General features: G+C 60.8%; 14 protein-coding genes. 6 read left to right on the forward strand and 8 right to left on the reverse strand.

Annotation, left to right across the window (positions count from 1 at the left end; translation table 11 throughout):
• Nucleotides 1–184: 184 nt before the first annotated feature.
• Nucleotides 185–838 carry an ABC transporter ATP-binding protein gene (locus RIE73_RS10880; protein WP_350168365.1) on the reverse strand — a complete coding sequence of 218 codons (654 nt, stop codon included), beginning with the start codon at nt 836–838 and terminating at the stop codon, nt 185–187.
• 8 nt (nt 839–846) lie between these two features.
• On the reverse strand, nt 847–2,316 hold the full coding sequence (locus RIE73_RS10885) for a sugar transporter (protein ID WP_350168367.1): 1,470 nt from the start codon (nt 2,314–2,316) through the stop codon (nt 847–849).
• Nucleotides 2,317–2,399: 83 nt separating this feature from the next.
• On the opposite strand from RIE73_RS10885, the gene RIE73_RS10890 reads away from it, so the two are divergent.
• Nucleotides 2,400–3,221 carry an ABC transporter permease gene (locus RIE73_RS10890; protein WP_350168369.1) on the forward strand — a complete coding sequence of 274 codons (822 nt, stop codon included), beginning with the start codon at nt 2,400–2,402 and terminating at the stop codon, nt 3,219–3,221.
• On the opposite strand, the gene RIE73_RS10895 is transcribed toward RIE73_RS10890, so the two are convergent.
• On the reverse strand, nt 3,211–4,227 hold the full coding sequence (locus RIE73_RS10895; RefSeq protein ID WP_350168371.1) for a glycosyltransferase: 1,017 nt from the start codon (nt 4,225–4,227) through the stop codon (nt 3,211–3,213). The genes RIE73_RS10890 and RIE73_RS10895 overlap by 11 nt on opposite strands.
• Before the next feature lie 268 nt (nt 4,228–4,495).
• On the opposite strand from RIE73_RS10895, the gene RIE73_RS10900 reads away from it, so the two are divergent.
• Together RIE73_RS10900 and RIE73_RS10905 are read left to right on the forward strand one after the other, a co-directional pair.
• Nucleotides 4,496–5,941, forward strand: a complete 1,446-nt coding sequence (locus tag RIE73_RS10900; protein ID WP_350168373.1) for a DUF6538 domain-containing protein — start codon at nt 4,496–4,498, stop codon at nt 5,939–5,941.
• 60 nt (nt 5,942–6,001) lie between these two features.
• Nucleotides 6,002–6,172, forward strand: coding sequence for a hypothetical protein (locus tag RIE73_RS10905; protein ID WP_350168375.1), 171 nt, complete (start codon nt 6,002–6,004; stop codon nt 6,170–6,172).
• Nucleotides 6,173–6,950: 778 nt separating this feature from the next.
• On the opposite strand, the gene RIE73_RS10910 is transcribed toward RIE73_RS10905, so the two are convergent.
• The 4 genes from RIE73_RS10910 to RIE73_RS10925 form a co-directional block, all read right to left on the reverse strand.
• On the reverse strand, nt 6,951–7,490 hold the full coding sequence (locus RIE73_RS10910; RefSeq protein ID WP_350168377.1) for an ImmA/IrrE family metallo-endopeptidase: 540 nt from the start codon (nt 7,488–7,490) through the stop codon (nt 6,951–6,953).
• Nucleotides 7,487–7,843: a hypothetical protein gene (locus tag RIE73_RS10915; protein ID WP_350168379.1), complete on the reverse strand. Its 357-nt coding sequence runs from the start codon at nt 7,841–7,843 to the stop codon at nt 7,487–7,489. The genes RIE73_RS10910 and RIE73_RS10915 overlap by 4 nt, the downstream gene beginning before the upstream one ends.
• Before the next feature lie 274 nt (nt 7,844–8,117).
• On the reverse strand, nt 8,118–10,796 hold the full coding sequence (locus RIE73_RS10920) for a DEAD/DEAH box helicase (RefSeq protein WP_350168380.1): 2,679 nt from the start codon (nt 10,794–10,796) through the stop codon (nt 8,118–8,120).
• A 2-nt stretch (nt 10,797–10,798) separates the two neighbouring features.
• Nucleotides 10,799–12,367 carry a site-specific DNA-methyltransferase gene (locus tag RIE73_RS10925; RefSeq protein ID WP_350168382.1) on the reverse strand — a complete coding sequence of 523 codons (1,569 nt, stop codon included), beginning with the start codon at nt 12,365–12,367 and terminating at the stop codon, nt 10,799–10,801.
• A gap of 199 nt (nt 12,368–12,566) precedes the next feature.
• Between RIE73_RS10925 and RIE73_RS10930 the strand changes: the two genes are divergently transcribed.
• Complete coding sequence (locus tag RIE73_RS10930; RefSeq protein ID WP_350168384.1) at nt 12,567–13,355, forward strand: hypothetical protein; 789 nt, start codon at nt 12,567–12,569, stop codon at nt 13,353–13,355.
• Between the two features lie 385 nt (nt 13,356–13,740).
• The gene (locus tag RIE73_RS10935; protein ID WP_350168386.1) at nt 13,741–14,607 is read left to right on the forward strand and encodes a hypothetical protein; all 867 of its coding nucleotides are present in this window, start codon (nt 13,741–13,743) and stop codon (nt 14,605–14,607) included.
• Between the two features lie 20 nt (nt 14,608–14,627).
• Here RIE73_RS10935 and RIE73_RS10940 read toward each other — a convergent pair whose 3' ends face one another.
• Nucleotides 14,628–14,966 carry a hypothetical protein gene (locus tag RIE73_RS10940; RefSeq protein ID WP_350168388.1) on the reverse strand — a complete coding sequence of 113 codons (339 nt, stop codon included), beginning with the start codon at nt 14,964–14,966 and terminating at the stop codon, nt 14,628–14,630.
• A gap of 214 nt (nt 14,967–15,180) precedes the next feature.
• Between RIE73_RS10940 and RIE73_RS10945 the strand changes: the two genes are divergently transcribed.
• On the forward strand, nt 15,181–16,464 hold the full coding sequence (locus RIE73_RS10945; protein ID WP_350168390.1) for a MobA/MobL family protein: 1,284 nt from the start codon (nt 15,181–15,183) through the stop codon (nt 16,462–16,464).
• Nucleotides 16,465–16,564 lie beyond the last annotated feature (100 nt).

Consider the following 16,564-nt stretch of genomic DNA (forward strand, 5'->3'; position numbering starts at 1 on the left):
CCTCGATATACTGCTGAAACCGCGCACGAAGCGCCTTCGGCAAAGGTGCTGACATGATCCGATCCTCCCAGGGAGAGGGAAGCACAATCAGCGTCTTCTGGGAATCCCCGGCGATTCAGGTTTTCATAGAAACGCTCTAAACGTGAAAGGCCGGCTGGCGCAACCCGCGGGCGGGTTTGCCGGGTCACTTCATCGTTTCGGTATGATACTCGATCGCTTCCTCGAGATCTTCGAAATAGGTGACGCTTCCGTTCTCGAGCACGAGGCCCGAATCGCAGAAGCGACGGAGCCCCGGCATCGAGTGGTTCACGACGATGGCGCTGGAATGGGACATCCGGGCCTGGAAGACCTGCGCGCTCTTGGCCTTGAAGCGGGCATCGCCCACGGCGGTGACCTCGTCGACAAGGTAGGTGTCGAAATGAATGCCCATGGAGGCGCCGAAGGCGAGGCGCGCGCGCATGCCGGAAGAGTAGCTGCGCACCGGCATGTTGAAGAAATCGCCGAGTTCGGAAAACTCCTCGACGAAATCCATCAGCTCTTCGGTGTCGACACCGTAGATGCGGGCGAGGAACTTGACGTTCTCGGCACCGCTGAGCTCGCGGTGGATGGAGTTGGCCTGGCCCACGGGCCAGGATATCGACCCGTCGGTGACGATGCGCCCGCTATCGGCGCTCATCGTGCCGGCGATGATCTGCAGGAGGGTCGACTTGCCGGCCCCGTTGCGCCCCAGTAGGCCGAGGGAGCGGCCGCTGGGAAGCGTCAGGTTGAGGTTGTCTATGACGACCTTCTGCTTCCCCTTGATCCAGAAGCTCTTGCTCAGGTTCTCGAAGCGGATCATGGCGGCGCTCAGGACCGGTCCCGGATGGAGTAGTAGACCAGCGCGAGGATTGACCAGAAGAGCAGCAGGAAGAGCGCGGCCAGCCCCGTCAGTATCAGCCTTTGCGGGTATTCGGACGCCTGTGCCAGCGTCGGCTTGATATAGGTGGCGAGGTAGCGGCTCTGGCGGTTGGCCTCGTCGCGGGCGGTCTCGAGCGCGGTCAGCGCGGCGGTATAGGCCTGCTCGGCATACTGGCGGTCGACCGTCAGCCTTTCGAACTCGGCGATCAGCGAGGGATAATCCTGGCTGACGCCGCCGGTCTCGGTGCTGGAGGAGGCGAAGTTGCGCCGTTCGGTGGCGATCCGGTCGCGGATCACCTCGATGCGTTGCTGGGCTTCGCGGAGCCTCGGGTCGTTCTCGCTCGAGGTGCCGCGCAGCAGATCGTGTTCCACGAGCACCGAGGCCAGTTGCTGTTGCAGGCTGGTCATCACGCCCATGCGGGTCTGGATGTCGGTCTCGGGGTCGACGATCTGCGACCTTGTGCGGAACTCGGTCATGGCTTCGCGGGCGTTCTTGAGGCGTTCGAGCGCATCGTCGAGGTCGTCCTGGGCATATCCCATGGCATCTTCGCGAGCCTGCAGGTTCAACTCGTTGATGCGGGCCTGGCTGATTTCGACGATCTCGCGCGAGATTGTCTGGGCCATCTGGGAATCGAACGCCTTGACCTGAACCTCGATCAGGCCGGTCGATGAATCGTAGGAAATTCCGACCATGCGGTTCCAGTACCAGATCAGGTCTTCCTGCGTGGCGTCGTTCCAGATGGCGAAGACCCAGTCGTTGGGCCAATGTTGCGAGTAGTGCGCGCGTAGGTCGACGTCTTCGTTGACGGCCTGCACCATCTCCTGGCTCTGGATGAACTCGTAGAGGATATCGCTGTCGGAGGCGGTGGAGGCGCCGGCGAAATCGGCCAGACCGCCAAGCAGTTCGTTGGCGCCGCCCTGCTCCTGGCTGCGGACGGTGAAGCCGGCGATCGAATGATACTGGTCCTCCGCCACGGTGTAGAGATAGGCCACGGTGGCCACGAAGGGGATGACCGCCAGGAACAGGAAGGACGTGATCAGGCCCCAGTGCCGCTTCTTCAGCTTGGCGGGCCCGGCCACGGGGCGGACCTTTGGCTGGGGCTGCTCTGCGGACTTGTCGGGGGCGGGCTTGGCGTTCTTGCGGCCGGACGGAGCAGATTTCGGGTTACCCTTTCCGGCCGCGGGTTTCGACCTGCCCTGCGCGGGGCCGGACGCGTCGGCGGTCACCGGACGGCGGATCGGAGCGGGATCGTCGGCGGGTTCCGGCTCGGCCCCGCGGCGGGTCGCGAAGGGCATGGCATCGCCATCCGCGCCGCCGCCGCCCGATTGCGCATCGCCTGCGGTGTTCGGGTCGTCGGACTTGCCCGGCTGGCCCTCTTTTGCGGCCGCATCACGGGCCGCTGAGCTGCGATTTGTCATTATTGTATGATCCAGGCCTCAAGCCGTTTGCCTCGTGTCTAGCATACTAATCGCCGAAATCACCAGAGCAACCGTGGTCCCAGATGGCGTTTACAGGCTCGGCGGGTCAGCCGGAGAACAAGGAAATCGGGCGGAGCCATGTGCGCTACTCGGTGATCCGCAATATTCTTGCGCTCATGCTGCGGGAAATGTCCACGCGTTATGGACGCACGCCGGGCGGGTATATCTGGGGTGTGGTCGAGCCGTTGGCCGCGATCATGTTTCTTGCGATCGGCTTTTCGCTGTTGTTGCGGACACCGTCACTCGGGACAAGCTTTATCCTGTTCTACGCGACCGGATACGTGGTCTTCAACCTGTACCAGGTGATCTCGAAAAGCACGTCGATGGCGATCAACTTTTCGAAGGCGCTGCTGAGGTTCCCGGCGGTGAACTGGTTCGACGCGATCGTGGCGCGGTTCGTGCTCAACAGCCTGACAGGCATCATGACGAGCATTATCCTGTTGACCATCATCCTCAACATCGTGGAGAACCGGACGGTTCTCGAATTGGGGCCGATCGTCGAGGCGTTCGCGCTGGCGATGTTGCTCGGTCTGGGGGTGGGGGTTCTGAATTGTACGCTGATCGGGCTGTTCCCGGTCTGGGACATGATCTGGGGTATCATCACACGTCCCTTGTTCCTCGCGTCCGGGATCATCTACATCTACGAGGACCTGCCGAAGCTGGCGCAGGATATCCTGTGGTACAACCCGCTGGTGCATATCACCGGCCTGACGCGGACCGGGTTCTACACGACCTATTCGCCGACCTATATCGACACGGTCTACGTGTTCTACGTGAGCATCACGCTGCTGTTCTTCGGGCTCTTGCTGACGCGGCGGTACAGCCGGGAGATCCTCAACCGCTAGGCCCGTCGCCCTGGTCGCCTTCCGGCCCCGTCATCCGGAGGATCGTTTCGTGGCTGACATCGAGGTGATTGAACAGGCCGTCGGCGATCGCCCGGCCCATTAGGCGCAAGAAGGCGCGGCGGGAGCCGGAATGGTGGCGGACCTTGGAGAACCATTTTGGCAACACGATCAGCAGGACCGGCCAGAACAGCCAGCCGGCGGCCATGCGGTAGAGCAGGAGCAGGTTGCGGTGGTGGTAGTAGACCTTCCAGAGCGGGCGGAACCTTTGCCCCTTGGCCGCGCCGGAACCGCCGAAGGTGGTGAAGTCGTGTTCGAAGGCGATCTGCGGCAGGAAGGCGATGCGCCCGCCCGCGCGGGTGAGGCCGAGGGTATAGAGACCGTCGTCGCCGTAGAGGAAGAGGCGGCCATCGGGATAGCCGGCCATGCCCAGTGCCCGGCGGGAGACGAAGAAGCCGACGAAGGAGGTCACGTCGATCTCGCAGCCGTCCTTGGCGTACTCGTCGTGCGCGATATGGAAGCCGTTCCGCCCCTTGCGAAAGGTCCGCAGGAACAGGCGCCAGTGCCAGAACGGGTTGCGCGAGGGGCGGTTCATCTCGCAGATCCGGCCATCGGGGAAGTAGACCGCCGCGGCGATGGCATCCCAGTTTTCGGGCGGCAGGGCGTGAAAGGCCGCAAGCGCGCCGGGCAGCGGTCGGGCGTCGTCGTCCATCACCACGAGCCAGTCGGGATCGTGCCGCGCGACGGCATGCCGCATGCCAGTCTCGAACCCGCCGGCGCCGCCGAGATTCACCTTGCTGGTGACGATATCGAGCCGCGGATTCGTCTGGGTCGCGAGCCAGTCGGCGGTGTCGTCGGTCGAGGCGTTGTCGACGATGACGATGGCGGAGAGGTGCGAAGGCCCGGAGGCGAGCAGGCGGTCGATGGTCGGTCCGAGCTTGTCGAGCCGGTTGTGGGTGACCACGACGGCGACCAGTCGGCGGGATGTAGGCGGTGTCTGGTCCGGCACTTGGTTCTGAAACCCTTGCATTGCTGGGTCGGGGAAAGCCCACACTTGACGCGTGATGTCAAACCGTTTGGCGGCAGCGGGGCCCGTCCAGGCCAGAGTTTGCAAGTTTTGGGGAATGGTGCCCAGGAGAGAACTCTTGGCGGCGGAGACGCGATTTCCGCCGCCCTGAAAAAGTTCCCAACTTGTAGATACTTGGAGCCTGAACGGGTCGGAAGAACAAAAGCCACCCGCGGCTCCGTTGTGTGGCAACCTGTGGAGCACCTATTCTATGAACCTATCTAAATGCGTCGCCGGCGTCGAGCCCCGCGGCAATGTCTACTATCTCCGTTGGAGGGTCCCTGCGCAGTTTCGCGCTGTAGAGTCGCGGACCGAGATCAACCAGTCCCTGAAGACTTGCGATCTGGAAGAGGCAAGGGCTCTTGCCCTCCTGAAAAAGAAAGCATTCCAAAAGCTCTGGAAGGCTCGCCTGTTGAGGAAAGACCGAGGGCCGTCAGTCGAGGCATTCGAAGCTGCTGTGTCATTGCTCGACGACCTCCAGCTACCCTACGTGCCGATCCAGGGCCTCTTGGCCGGACCTCTCGAGGACCTCGTGGCCCGGATCGAGAAGCTCGCCGCCGTCCCGGTGGACTCCCCCGCGATACCTGCCGCACTCGGTGTTTGCGATGTCCCGCACATCAAGATCCTCGACATGCCAAAGGTCATGGAAGAGCGCGCGCAGCACAAGTTGAAGGGGAAACACAAGGATCAGAAGCGCCAGTGGCGAAATCGCTACAGGCATGCCGCTCGCGTATTCGCCGGAGTCGTCTCGAACAAGAACGTTCATGAGATCACCGAGGACGACGCGCGGCGATACTACAACCACTGGCAGGAGAGGGTAAATTCCGGGAGTATCTCCGATGACCAGGCAATCAAGCGTCTTCGCTACCTGAGACAAATGATTGCCGAATATCATAAGCTCGCAGGGGCTCTTCCAAGCCAGACCTTCAACCCTGTCGCTGGCTTCAAGATAGAGCCGCGACCCAAGAAGGATAAGTCCTCTAACCAGGGAGGGAAGCCAGCGTTGCCTGTAGGATGGGTCAGAGACCTCGCAAGGGGGAAGCTGACCGACGGGATTGAAGTCGATGAGCGCGTCGACATCGGGATCGTCGTCGCCGAAACGGGATGTCGTCAGACGGAGATCGTTCACCTTCCGCCCGAGGACATCATCCTAAACCATCCGATCCCGCATCTCCGGATCAGGTATGTCGAAGAGGGAGAGCACGTCCGCGACATCAAGAATCTCGCTTCGATCAGGCTTGTACCCCTACTCGGCGCGGCACTTGAGGCAATTCGCCGCCATCCTACTGGCTTCTCCCGATATCGGGCGAAGGGTAGCTTCTCCGGCGACATCAACAAATTCATGAGAGATCACGGTCTCTTCCCGGCGCACCCTGAAGGTGGAAAACCCTATACCTTCGGCGGCACGAGGCACACCTGGGAGGAACGCGCTCGAGCTGCAGGCATGACAAACGAGGAACGGGCATTCCTCCTCGGCCATTCCGTCGGAAAGCTTCGCGGACGCCCGGTCTATGGCGACGGACCAGAGCTCAAGCTTCGCGCCCTCTATGCCGAGCTGGTCAGCTTCCCCACGGACACATGGCAACCGCGCCCAAACGCGGAGGTCAGGAACCTCATCGAGGCCGAACTCGAGGCCCTCGGATATCGCGTCGGGTAAGCTTTTCCGTCCATTTCGAAACGATCCGACCTTCTCCGCAGGAAAGAGGAGTATCGTTTCATGAACCCGGAAAAGCTGGAAGGCGCATACAAGCGCATCTTGGAAATCCTGCGCGCCCGCCCCGAGGATGGTCGCAAATTCGTCCCCATCGCTCAGCATCTGGAACGGGAGCTTCAAGCGCTTCGGAGCCAGGAGGATGACTACGAGCGCTACACAAAGATGGAGGCATGACAATTGGGAGTTCCGCGTGTCGCGCTGCGCCCCCATCTCTTGGTCAGGACCCGTTAGGCTCCGACAGACAGCCGCCGGACAGGCGGTTCGAAGATGTACAAGCGAAAGACGACGGGAAAAGATACATGCCAGTCGTCCAAGCGCTTGAGCAACTTATCTCTGAAAGGCGCGGGCAAAGCGATGATCTTGCCCAGATCCTGGCTGAGTTGGTCTGAGTTATCTCAAAGATTCGTGGGGCTGCTTCTGGAGATCGTCTTCCAGAAGCAGCCCGTTCGGCGCTTACTTCGGACGCCGGATGGTTTCGACAACGTGCGTCGACTTCTTCGTCTGGGCAGTCTTCACCGTCGTGAACCGTCCGGTCTTGGCGCTGCGCCCGATTTTCGTGGTCTTCTTTGCCATGTTGTAACCTCATGAGTTGGCAAGCTTCGATAGGATGAGCGGCGGAACCGCTCATCCAGAGTCACGGCTCCCTTAATCGGGAACCAAAATCGGCCAGGCGCGCAGGCCAAACGCTCTCGCGTAGAGGCGCTGCCCGGTCTTCGGACACGTGCGCCAAGGGCGGAACACGTACCGATAACCCGGCGGAGGGGGTGTGTGCTTCTTAGCCATTCCCTCGTTCTCCTTCGGGGCGTATCTTGCCATTTGACCCGAAAAGCGCTATATCGGCCCTTGTCACGGAAGCTGATTTGCGTTTCGGGAGGCTCTGCATCGTCAAGCCCCTGATGCACGATTCAGATTTTCATTTGGAGGCTCAGGCGCCAACCTGAGCCTTCATTCGTTAGAGCCTCCCGTTCTTGCGAAGGTAGCGGAGGCGGTTGCGGGCGGCGCTGAACGAGACGCCGAAGCGCTCCATCAGGTCATTTTCGTCATCCCATGCGTTAATAAATCCTTCGGGCATCAACAGCTCTGCGGCGAACTGATCCGCCTGCGGCTCCGCCAAGCGGTAGGTGGGGGTTCCATCGCCCCGGCGAGCCCGGGCCATGGAGATGTTCGTATGCAAGGCCCAGTGGCCCAACTCATGGGCAGTCGTGAAGCGGGCGCGACGGTCGCCCGCCCAAACCCCGTTGTACACGTCCTCCCGCAGCATGATGAACTCGCCATTGGGGCAGGTCAGCCCCTCTGCACCGTCCATTTCGTGCCGGTCGCCCACCTCCAAGCGGACGAGCCCGAGTTTCTGATCTAACACCCGCTCGATCAGCTCGATCACCGGCAGGTGGGGCTCCTCCGCCAGCCCGAGGCGATGGCGGAGGTTATTCGCAATGCCGCCGATTTCAGCCCAGCGGCGCGGCGGTACGATGAAATCGCTGCCAGAGGTCATTTTGCGTCCTTCTTATTGAGGATTTGGAAGATGCTTTTGAGCTCCTCATCGGACAGGCTGTCCATGCGCCGGGCCATGAGCCCGGCAGTGTCTCGGGCCAGTGGGGTGTCGGCCTCGATAGTGAAGGCTTTCCGGGACCGATCAGCGGCGCGGCGCAATGTGTCCGCTGTTTCCCCGGCGAGCCGGTAGGCTTTGATGACGAGTTCTTCAAAGCCCGATGGCGGGCTTTTCGTGCCGCGCTCCACGGCGGAAATGAAGGCAGAGGACTTGCTCAGGCGCTGGGACATGTCCAGAAGTCGTTCGTCCTCATCAATTCGCAGTTTCCGCAGCTCCTTTCCGATTTCTGTGGTCATGGTCGTTGCTCCTCACGGTGGTTCTTTCCCACAATATCAAGACTCGCGCGGGGATTCAACCTGAATGGTTAATTTTTTGCACCTCAAGAGATTACACGTTGATCCTGCGCAGACACTTGAGATCACGCGCATGAGCGAAGGGGACTGATGCTCAGGTCGTCACGTCACACGTGATTTTCACCAACGATCTGCACAGGGGTGCGAAACTCACGTCCTGAGCCGAAGTTGGCCCTTTTTTCGATTATGTCGGCGCGTAAGCTTAAGACGAGTGTCACTATCTCATTACGACATTTCTCATCTGATCCGCCATCTCGACACCATGGGCTACCTTGCGCACCATTAGGAATACGTTTCCTGTCGTGCGGGCCCAGATCCTGCCGATCGCGTCCTTCTCGCGTGCCTCTGGTGCGCCGATCAGGTGTTCGCCCTTGTATTCAACAACGAAGACGCGACCATCGCGGAGCTTCGCGACGAAGTCCGGGTAAAACCGACGACCGACCCGGGGCAGCGAGAATGAGTCCGAGTGCCGCGCCACGTTTCGGACCCAGACCTCGACCTCATCAAGGCTGTCGAGGCTCCAGGCACACTGGAATTCCTCCCCGTTCAGGTCACCATCGATGAGCGGGGCCCGGTCGGCACCGAGCAGGTGACGGTTGAACCGGAAGGCTCCGATCGTCTGAGTAGGCACATTCTGGTAGATTGTGTCGTCGAAACGGACCACGCTGCTGTCGGACCAGGTTGGTTTCGCCTGATCATCAAACAGCGCCATCTGGTGCGCTCGGGTCTTTTCCTCTTCCCGGATTGCCTGGATTTTCCATCGGATTCGCGCCGCGATCTGGTGCTGCCAGTCGATCAGCGTGCGGATGCTGACCTCCCTGTTGGTAACCAGGTCTGCGACCATGGCGGCGATCCACGGCAGCATCTCGGCCTGGGGAATGTCCGGAACTCGGCATTCCCGCTCCAGCCATTGCACCAGAGATGCCTCGAGATCCGCTTCCGATGGGGCATGCAGGCCGGACAGGATCGGCTGCTCTTCCGTCATCCGGCTGTAGACCAGCTTCTCTCCCTCGAGGTCGATCTCGATAACGTCCTGAGACCGGTGGAAGCTCAGCTCCTGTTCGGTCAGCCGCGCCGGATGGCGATCCAGGGACCAGTCGACGCGCTCCATGATCGCATCGGTTTCGGCAAGGAAGGTCTCGCCCTCCATCTCCACCAGGAGCTGGGGGATCTCTATGACATGACCGTTCTGGGCCAGCGTGCGGCTGGCCTCGACAGTTGCCCGATGCTTTTCGAGCTGTGCATCGAAATGGGCGTGATCCTCCTCCCGAGTGATCTCGCGGACTCCCTGGGCGATCTCGTCGGTCACGTCGCCCTTCACGCCGACGACCAATGTGCCGTCATCGCGCTGGATGTAGTCAACACCCTCGTCCTGCCATCCATTCAGGCGCTCACGGGCATCCTCGCTGTCTGGCACGGTGAACTGGAGGACCGGCTTCGGACGAACAGGATCAGGATCGAAAAGCTCCCCCTGGTCATTTTGCTCCACCCCGCGCGGCTTCAGGGACTCCCGGACCTCCTCGTCCGTGAACCCCATGTCTATCAGCTTGTCGGTCAGGGCCTGCGCGGCCTCCTGGAACGAGGGCTCGGAGACGTGGGCGTAGGCGCAGTTCAGGGCCGCGTCCTTCCTTCGGGACGCATAGGGCATGCGCAGGACACGCCCCAGGAGCTGCTCTACGGCTCCTCGGCTCTGGAGCCGCTGGGTGGCGCAGAGGACATAAGCCGAGGGGCAATCCCAGCCCTCCTTCAGCGCGTCCACCGTGATTACGTGGCGGGTCTGCTCTGCAGGGTCGCGCAGGTTCACCGCATCCAGCTCGCGCTGCTCCCCGGTGGCGATCTTAATCCGGTCTTCCGGGATCAGCTTCTCTTCGATCAGGTATTTCTTAAGCTCCGCGACCGTCGGGTGACCGTTCTTCGCCTGCGCTTGATAGAGCACCACCGGCCGGATATGATCGCGGTCCCGCTTCGCCTTCTCCTCAAGCATGTTTCGTGTCGCCACGGCACCCGTGACCGCCTCCCTCCAGTCGTCATGCGGACGGACACGGATCGGGAGCTTGATCATCTCTTCGTCCTTGAGGGCGCTCGCCGTGACCGAATGCAGGATGTTGTTGCGCCCGCGCGGGGTCGCGGTGAACTCGACAATGGCGGCCGGCCGGATCCTGGCCTGCACCTCGCGTGTCAGGCCCGAGACAGCGTTGTGCGCCTCGTCGACGATCATCAGGGGCCGCTGATGGTAGAGCAGGTTGGCGAAGGAGAATTTCACCGCCCCCTCGGTCAGCATGTCGTTCTCCGCCGCCTCTTCGGGCGACACGACCTCCATCCCGTCGGTGGGCACGCCGGAGAAATGCGGCTCCAGCTCCTCGTGGTGGGAATAAACCTTGCGGCCGCTGGTGTTCGCCACCCGGAATGCCTGGATCGTCGAGACGACGACGCAGGCCGACCGCGTCAGATCCTGCGGGCGCAGCATCTCGAACTCGGCGATGTCGAAGACGCGGACATGCCCGCCGAAATTCTCGTCGAGCCTGCGGCGGTAGGGATGCGTGCGGTCCTTGAGCGCCTCCAGCGTCTGCGTCTTGATCGCGTCAGAGGGCACGAACCAGAGCGTCAGGGGCCATGTACGGCGCAGGTAGCTGCGCGCGGCCAGGCGGATCGTCTCGGCCGCCAGCAAAGTCTTGCCGCCGCCGGTGGGCAGGCGCAGGCAGACGTAAGACACCTCGGACAGCGCCTCGAGGGGCTGGTAGGTGCGTGGCTCCGGTTTCCGTCCCTCGAGGCGGGCAAACTTCTCCTGCTCCTCCACGGCGTGCTGGAAAGCCTCAGCGGGACCTTTGGCGAGGGCGCGGGCGAAGAAGGCGTCGAGCGTCTCCAGCGTGGCCTTCTGATAGCTCTTGAGCTGCATGGTCACGTCCTCGCCGAGATGTCGTAGGGGGTCTGGCGGAACAGGATGCCTTGTTCCTTCAGCGTGGCCTCGGACAGGCGGCAGGCGGCGCCGTAGACCACCAGATCGCCCGCGAAGTCCGGCGCGGCTGCTGCAAGGTCGTCGCGGACCAGCTTCAGCACCGCGCGGGTCAGCACGTTGCCGCCCCCGGCGCTGCGGTCTTTCAGGATGCCATTGTAGAGCAGGGCGACGGCGCGCTCACCATGCACGCCGAGGAGCGGGCCCGAGGGCGCGTCGGTCATGGGTTGGCGAGTCTCGGAGAACCAGACATGGCGGGCGAGGTCGGCAAAGCGGATCGCTGGGTCGATCCGCCCATCCTCGTCGAAAACCGCGGGGCCGAGGGTGCAGAAACGGAAGCCGCCGCCACCCTCCCAGCCGACATCCTTCGAGATGCCGCCCTGTTCGCCCTCTATGACCTTCTGTAGACGCAGGGCGCAGTGGGTGCGGGCATGCTCGCCCATTTCAACCCCGATCCACCGGCGGCCCATCTTATGCGCGACGGCCGCCGTGGTGCCTGAGCCCAAAAAGCTGTCGAGAACGAGGTCGCCGGGAGTGGTGGCGATGTGGAGAATCCGGGAGATCAGCTTCTCTGGTTTTATTGTGTCGATGGGCTGAACACTTGGGAGGAGTTCTCTTGCATGAGCCTTCGCTTGCCTGGTGGTGTGTTCATTTGTCCATATTGTCTCGTTAGGACGTTTGGGGTCGTTGCTCGCGAATTCTCGGCTGTATGGGACCCAGACTATTTCGCCCAGTCTTTCTCGCTGCTTCCAGATAAGACGGCCTTCTTTGCGCAGTTGTTCGATGCCTTTCTTGCCGAAGGCCCAGTTGGCTTCACGTCCGTCGTCATGTATCGGCCATGCATCCGTTCCATCTGGAGCTTCAATCGGGAAGAACATTGTCGGCCTGTCATCCCGCAAAGAGTTCTTTCCATTCTTCTTAATCAGTCGATCACGGTGGGGGCGCGGCTCTTCGTCGGTCATGCGATAAGATTCGAGGAGGCCTTCGTCGCTCTTCTGTCGAAAGCCCGCCTGTTCAGAGTTCTTCTCGTAGACGAGAATGAACTCGTGATCTGGCGTAATTGGGACTTTGTTATCGTTCGGACTGTCCACTTTCCTCCATATGAAGGTGCACCGAAAATTCCTCCGGCCGAATATCTCGTCCATGACGACCTTGAGGTAGTGACCTTCGCGATCATCGATCGACACCCAGACCGAGCCGTCCTCGCTCAGGAACTCGCGCAGCAGAATCAAGCGGGGCACGATCATCGCCAGCCACTTCGCGTGTTCGAGGCTGTCGTCGTAATGCTCGAAGGCCGACCGGGTGTTGTAGGGCGGGTCGATGTAGATGCACTTCACCCGGCCCGCGTAGAAGGGCAGGAGCGCCTTCAGCGCCTCGAGGTTGTCCCCCTGCACCAGCAGCCCCTCGTCGCCCTCTCCGGCGCTCAGGTCGGGCACCTCGTCGAGCAGCCGATACGGCACCCGATCCGCCGCCCGCAGATCCTCATCCCTCGTCAACCAGTGCAGAAGCGGCATGCCCGTCCCTCGTTCTTGCCACCGGATCTTCGCGGCCCGGCTTGCCCCGAAGACCGTAAAGGACCGAAGTTGTGAAGGAAAGTGGTCGCAATCTGCGAGATGATGCCAGGCATTTTCGGTTGATACCCGAAACAAACCTTGGTTTCCCGGGCTCCGTGAAACTTCTATCAATGAGGAAACTTTGAGCCGACGGAATTGGTTGATCGCCCCCGAAACGATTTTCGGCGTTCTCTTCTGGGCCGCAGTCGGATGGTATGGGTATTCGAAATACGTTGAAAATAACCCGTCGGTCGATCTGGCCGGGCCACGGTCGGATGCGTGCGAGGCGATGACCCAAATCGGCGCGCTGGACGAGCAGGGCGGCGCACAATGCCTGACGGATGACGCAGTCTATCTCTCGGGTCTACGCGACGCCCTCGAAACACGCGCTGACCGGTTCCAGAAGAACATGAATGAGATCGTAGCCGAGGTGTCCGAGACTGCGAGTCGTCTTGACGATTCGGTCTTCACGTCCATGCAGGCGCGACACGCCTTCGACAACCAAGAGCGCTTCCCGATAGATGACGAGGCGAACAGCGACCTGAAAAGGGTTCAGGTTGATGTTTCCAACATCACAATAAGCGCCCCGTTTGAGGAAGACCCAGATGGTCTACCGACGATGCAAATTCGGCTGGATGGCATCGCAGAGGACGACGTTGTCTATGGCTTTGACCTGAATGATCTCGTGTTCGAGGTGATGGAATATCCCTTCGTGTTCGGATGCGACGATATCGTTGGGATGGATGGCGGGTGTCGCGGGACTGTATTCGTCGATCTCAGGTCGGACGGCATCATGGGCGCGACACCGGTGATCGTCGGGTTCGACATGGCACCGTTGACCGAGAGGCAGGCGATAGAAATAGCCTTCGGGCTGTCAGCGCCGCAATTCTCCGACACCAGTGAGGAATACGACGCAGCCAGGATGAAAGAAGTGGCCGAGCTTATCTGACCCTTCACTGCAGGGGGACCGCCGTTTGGCAAACCTATCGGTATCGACGTTCTGCGAATTTACCACTCTGCATGGGGGTTCCACTACGTTCCCGACGTTCCACTACGTTCTTTAGTCAGGTTTTCGTTGAAACTCAGACCATTAAGGTCTCGGACAAGCCATCGGTACGTCAACCAAGTCCTTGAGAACGTGGATCTGCGCCACTTGAGCGGACAACAAGTCCCGATACGTGGGCGAAAGGCCGGGCGCGAACATGTATTGGCCATTCATCCGGGCCGTTTGGCTATCTGTGCGGGGTGTCTGGCTATCTGTACGGGCAAGGTATCTCGTTTTCTTTTCGTTGACTTCAGACCCAACTTCTTTGGGCAGGACAAGGAGATGCCCCATGCATATAAATCGAAAATACGAGCTTCCGAACCGCACAGTCGAAATTCTCTCGACCAGGCTGACATCTCTGCATGCGGCTCGGTTTGTTCATGGCCTTTTGGGCCAGCTTGATTGGATGTACGGCAGCGTGTCAGGCGCCGGCCCGGTCCTTATCAAACCGCAAACGATCTGGTGCGATGGAATCGCGCAACTTACTGCCGCCCGGGGGTGCAAGGATCGGCGATGGATGCAAAGGGGTATCGCAGATCTCAAGGGCACCGACCTCTTCGATGAACTGGAACAACCAGACCCGAAGCGCGTCACCTTCCTGATCAGTAATCGGTTCCGCACGAGTTTACTCTCGAAGAAGACCGAGCATGGATTCGCGAAATTGCAGTCGGATGACTATGCGGAATCGGTCTCGATCGAAGAGGCGATTTTCGTCATGCTTGTTCGCCTCTATGAAGGACGGGATTGGCCGGTCTTCAACCTCCCATACCGACCTGTTTCTCAGAAGAGCAGGTGCCTCAATTATAAAGCCAGCGCCACCTCTGGAGAGGCGGCTAACGATGTGGACTTGCAGACCCGCGAAGCTCAGGTGTGCGAATGGGCGGCAGCCAAGAAACGGTGGTGCCGTGCAGCCGAGCGGGTGGCTGATCGACTGGGACATTCCTACCTGATCGCGCCATACTGCGGTCCTCTCGATCCGGGCATCTCGCAGGTCCGCGTGAAGATCCAGCATGAGAAAACGAAGTGGCAACCGGAACGCCTCTACAAGTTTCAGGTCGGGTCCGGCCGAGTGATCCAGGTGATGCCTGGCAAACGGCATCGCAGCCTCAGCCAGCAAGAACTCCGTGAACGGCTCTGGGATACGGTCATCCGGTAGAGCGCCACTTACATGTCGAGCTACGACGACGGGTGACTTTTGCCGTATCTTGCTCCTGATGCGGCAGTTCGCGCATCTTCTGCCTCGGGCTTTTTCTGTTCCTGCAATGTCGGCAGGCCAAGGAATGCGCGGTCTTTTTCATTCCGGATATGTTGGTGAAGCTTTTCCAGGGTATCGCGTTTCTTCTCTGCAGGCAGCTTCTCCATGAGTGACAGGATCGCAGCGCCGTAGAGGATCTTCCGACGCGTGTCGTCCCTGCGCTTCTGAGCCGTCTCGCGTGCTTTTAGGTCGCGCAACTGCTGTCGTTCCTGCTCGATCTTCTTTTCGATCTTCGCAATCTTGTCCGCGTATTTTGGCATGGCTTGCCTCCCGTTGATTTCATTTCGAAGAGGAGATGGTGCCTGAGCCTGAAGCCGGGCAGTTGATTTCGCGTATCTCGCAAGAGAACGGGCCGGGTGTCATCGACCCGCGGCCGGACAGGCAAGGGCGCAATTACGCAAACTTCGTTTGCAGCGCGCCTGCCGCGGGCTTTTGGAAGGTGCGGTCCCGCATCGAGGGCACGACTTACCTGGAATGATACATCCAGCCAGTCACTGCCCGCTCCTTGTCATCTCCCGCGGAAACGGCCGCTCCGCTGTGGGCGCGGCCGCCTATATAGCGCGCTGCGACATGGCCGATGCGCGTATCGGCCGGTCGTTCAACTACCGTCAAACGACCGGCCTCCTTGCGCATTGCATGGTGAATTGGCAGGGGACGGCGGAAGACCTCTGGAACGCGGCCGAAGCCGCGGAAAATCGGTGCAACGCGCGCGTCGCTCGAGAACTGCGCCCGGCGCTGCCCGCTGAGCTACGGCTCGACGATCAGCGCAGGCTTGTTCATGGATTTTCCCTCTGGCTTCGGGATAGGTTCGGTGTGGCGGTGCATTACGCTCTGCATGCCCCCTCGTTTCACGACAAGGACGAGGAGCGACGATTGTCGCGGGAGCGAACGTCCGAAAAAGGCAACGATGCGTATCTGGCGGCACTGGCAGACCCTGCGCAGACCAACCTGAATTTCCACGCCCACATCTTGTTTACGACCCGGCGGGTTGACCGTGAAACCGGAGCTTTCGGCGAAAAGACCTGGGAGTTGGATCGTAGAAAGCCAGGCCCGGAAAATCTGCTCGCGATCAGGCAGGAATGGGAGAAGCGCACAAATGCGGCGCTGGCCCGAACGGGATCACGGGCTCGTATCGACCTTCGCTCTTACGAGGAAATGGCGGCAGATGGCGATGCGCCTGACGGTCTCGTCGCGCAACCCCACATGGGCCCGCGCGAGACCGCCAAGGCGCGCAAGCGAGCGAGCGAGACGAGCCTGGCATCGAAGTCTCGCATCGCGGCCGAGCGTGAACGTGTCAAAAGCGACAACGAGGCCCGTTGGTCATGCTGGATGCAGCTTCGAGCGCTACACCGGGAGAAAGCTCGCCTTGAGGAATCCGCTCGGATCGCCGAGGAGCGCGAGCGTGAGCGACGGCAGCGCGCAGAAGACGAGAAACGACGTATTGCAGAAGCGGAATCTGTAGCTGCGAAGCGTCAGGCCGTCGAAGACGCGACAACGCTCGAGGTCCCACGCGGCGGCAAAGACAATACCTACACTCGGGCCATTGCCGCAGTCCTGTCCGAGGGAGTGATCGTGCCGGATGATCAGGGCATTTCAGAGTACGAAAGCGAACCTGATGCAGCAGAAGAGTTCGATAAAGAGATCGACCCGGAAACCTTCACGCCCCCGGATCTCGGTGAAGGCGATAATTTCGATCCGATCGTCAAGCCGGTCAAAAGGAAACCGCCGCCCGGGAATTTCCAGCGAACAAGAGGCTGATGCGCGCCCTTTTGAACCAATGCCATTCGACCGAACAGTGTCTTGCATCCTTGCGGACGAGAGCAGATCGGGTCCATCGCCAAAAAATCACGTATCTCGT

The sequence above is a fragment of the Coleofasciculus sp. C1-SOL-03 genome, assembly GCF_040220555.1.
Taxonomy (GTDB): domain Bacteria; phylum Cyanobacteriota; class Cyanobacteriia; order Cyanobacteriales; family Coleofasciculaceae; genus Coleofasciculus.

Bases quoted from the DNA above. Each gene is read 5' to 3' on its own strand.
- RIE73_RS10880 (WP_350168365.1), bottom strand. From the start codon at position 838: ATGATCCGCTTCGAGAACCTGAGCAAGAGCTTCTGGATCAAGGGGAAG.
- RIE73_RS10885 (WP_350168367.1), bottom strand. From the start codon at position 2,316: ATGACAAATCGCAGCTCAGCGGCCCGTGATGCGGCCGCAAAAGAGGGC.
- RIE73_RS10890 (WP_350168369.1), top strand. From the start codon at position 2,400: ATGGCGTTTACAGGCTCGGCGGGTCAGCCGGAGAACAAGGAAATCGGG.
- RIE73_RS10900 (WP_350168373.1), top strand. From the start codon at position 4,496: ATGAACCTATCTAAATGCGTCGCCGGCGTCGAGCCCCGCGGCAATGTC.
- RIE73_RS10905 (WP_350168375.1), top strand. From the start codon at position 6,002: ATGAACCCGGAAAAGCTGGAAGGCGCATACAAGCGCATCTTGGAAATC.
- RIE73_RS10910 (WP_350168377.1), bottom strand. From the start codon at position 7,490: ATGACCTCTGGCAGCGATTTCATCGTACCGCCGCGCCGCTGGGCTGAA.
- RIE73_RS10915 (WP_350168379.1), bottom strand. From the start codon at position 7,843: ATGACCACAGAAATCGGAAAGGAGCTGCGGAAACTGCGAATTGATGAG.
- RIE73_RS10920 (WP_350168380.1), bottom strand. From the start codon at position 10,796: ATGCAGCTCAAGAGCTATCAGAAGGCCACGCTGGAGACGCTCGACGCC.
- RIE73_RS10925 (WP_350168382.1), bottom strand. From the start codon at position 12,367: ATGCCGCTTCTGCACTGGTTGACGAGGGATGAGGATCTGCGGGCGGCG.
- RIE73_RS10935 (WP_350168386.1), top strand. From the start codon at position 13,741: ATGCATATAAATCGAAAATACGAGCTTCCGAACCGCACAGTCGAAATT.
- RIE73_RS10940 (WP_350168388.1), bottom strand. From the start codon at position 14,966: ATGCCAAAATACGCGGACAAGATTGCGAAGATCGAAAAGAAGATCGAG.
- RIE73_RS10945 (WP_350168390.1), top strand. From the start codon at position 15,181: ATGATACATCCAGCCAGTCACTGCCCGCTCCTTGTCATCTCCCGCGGA.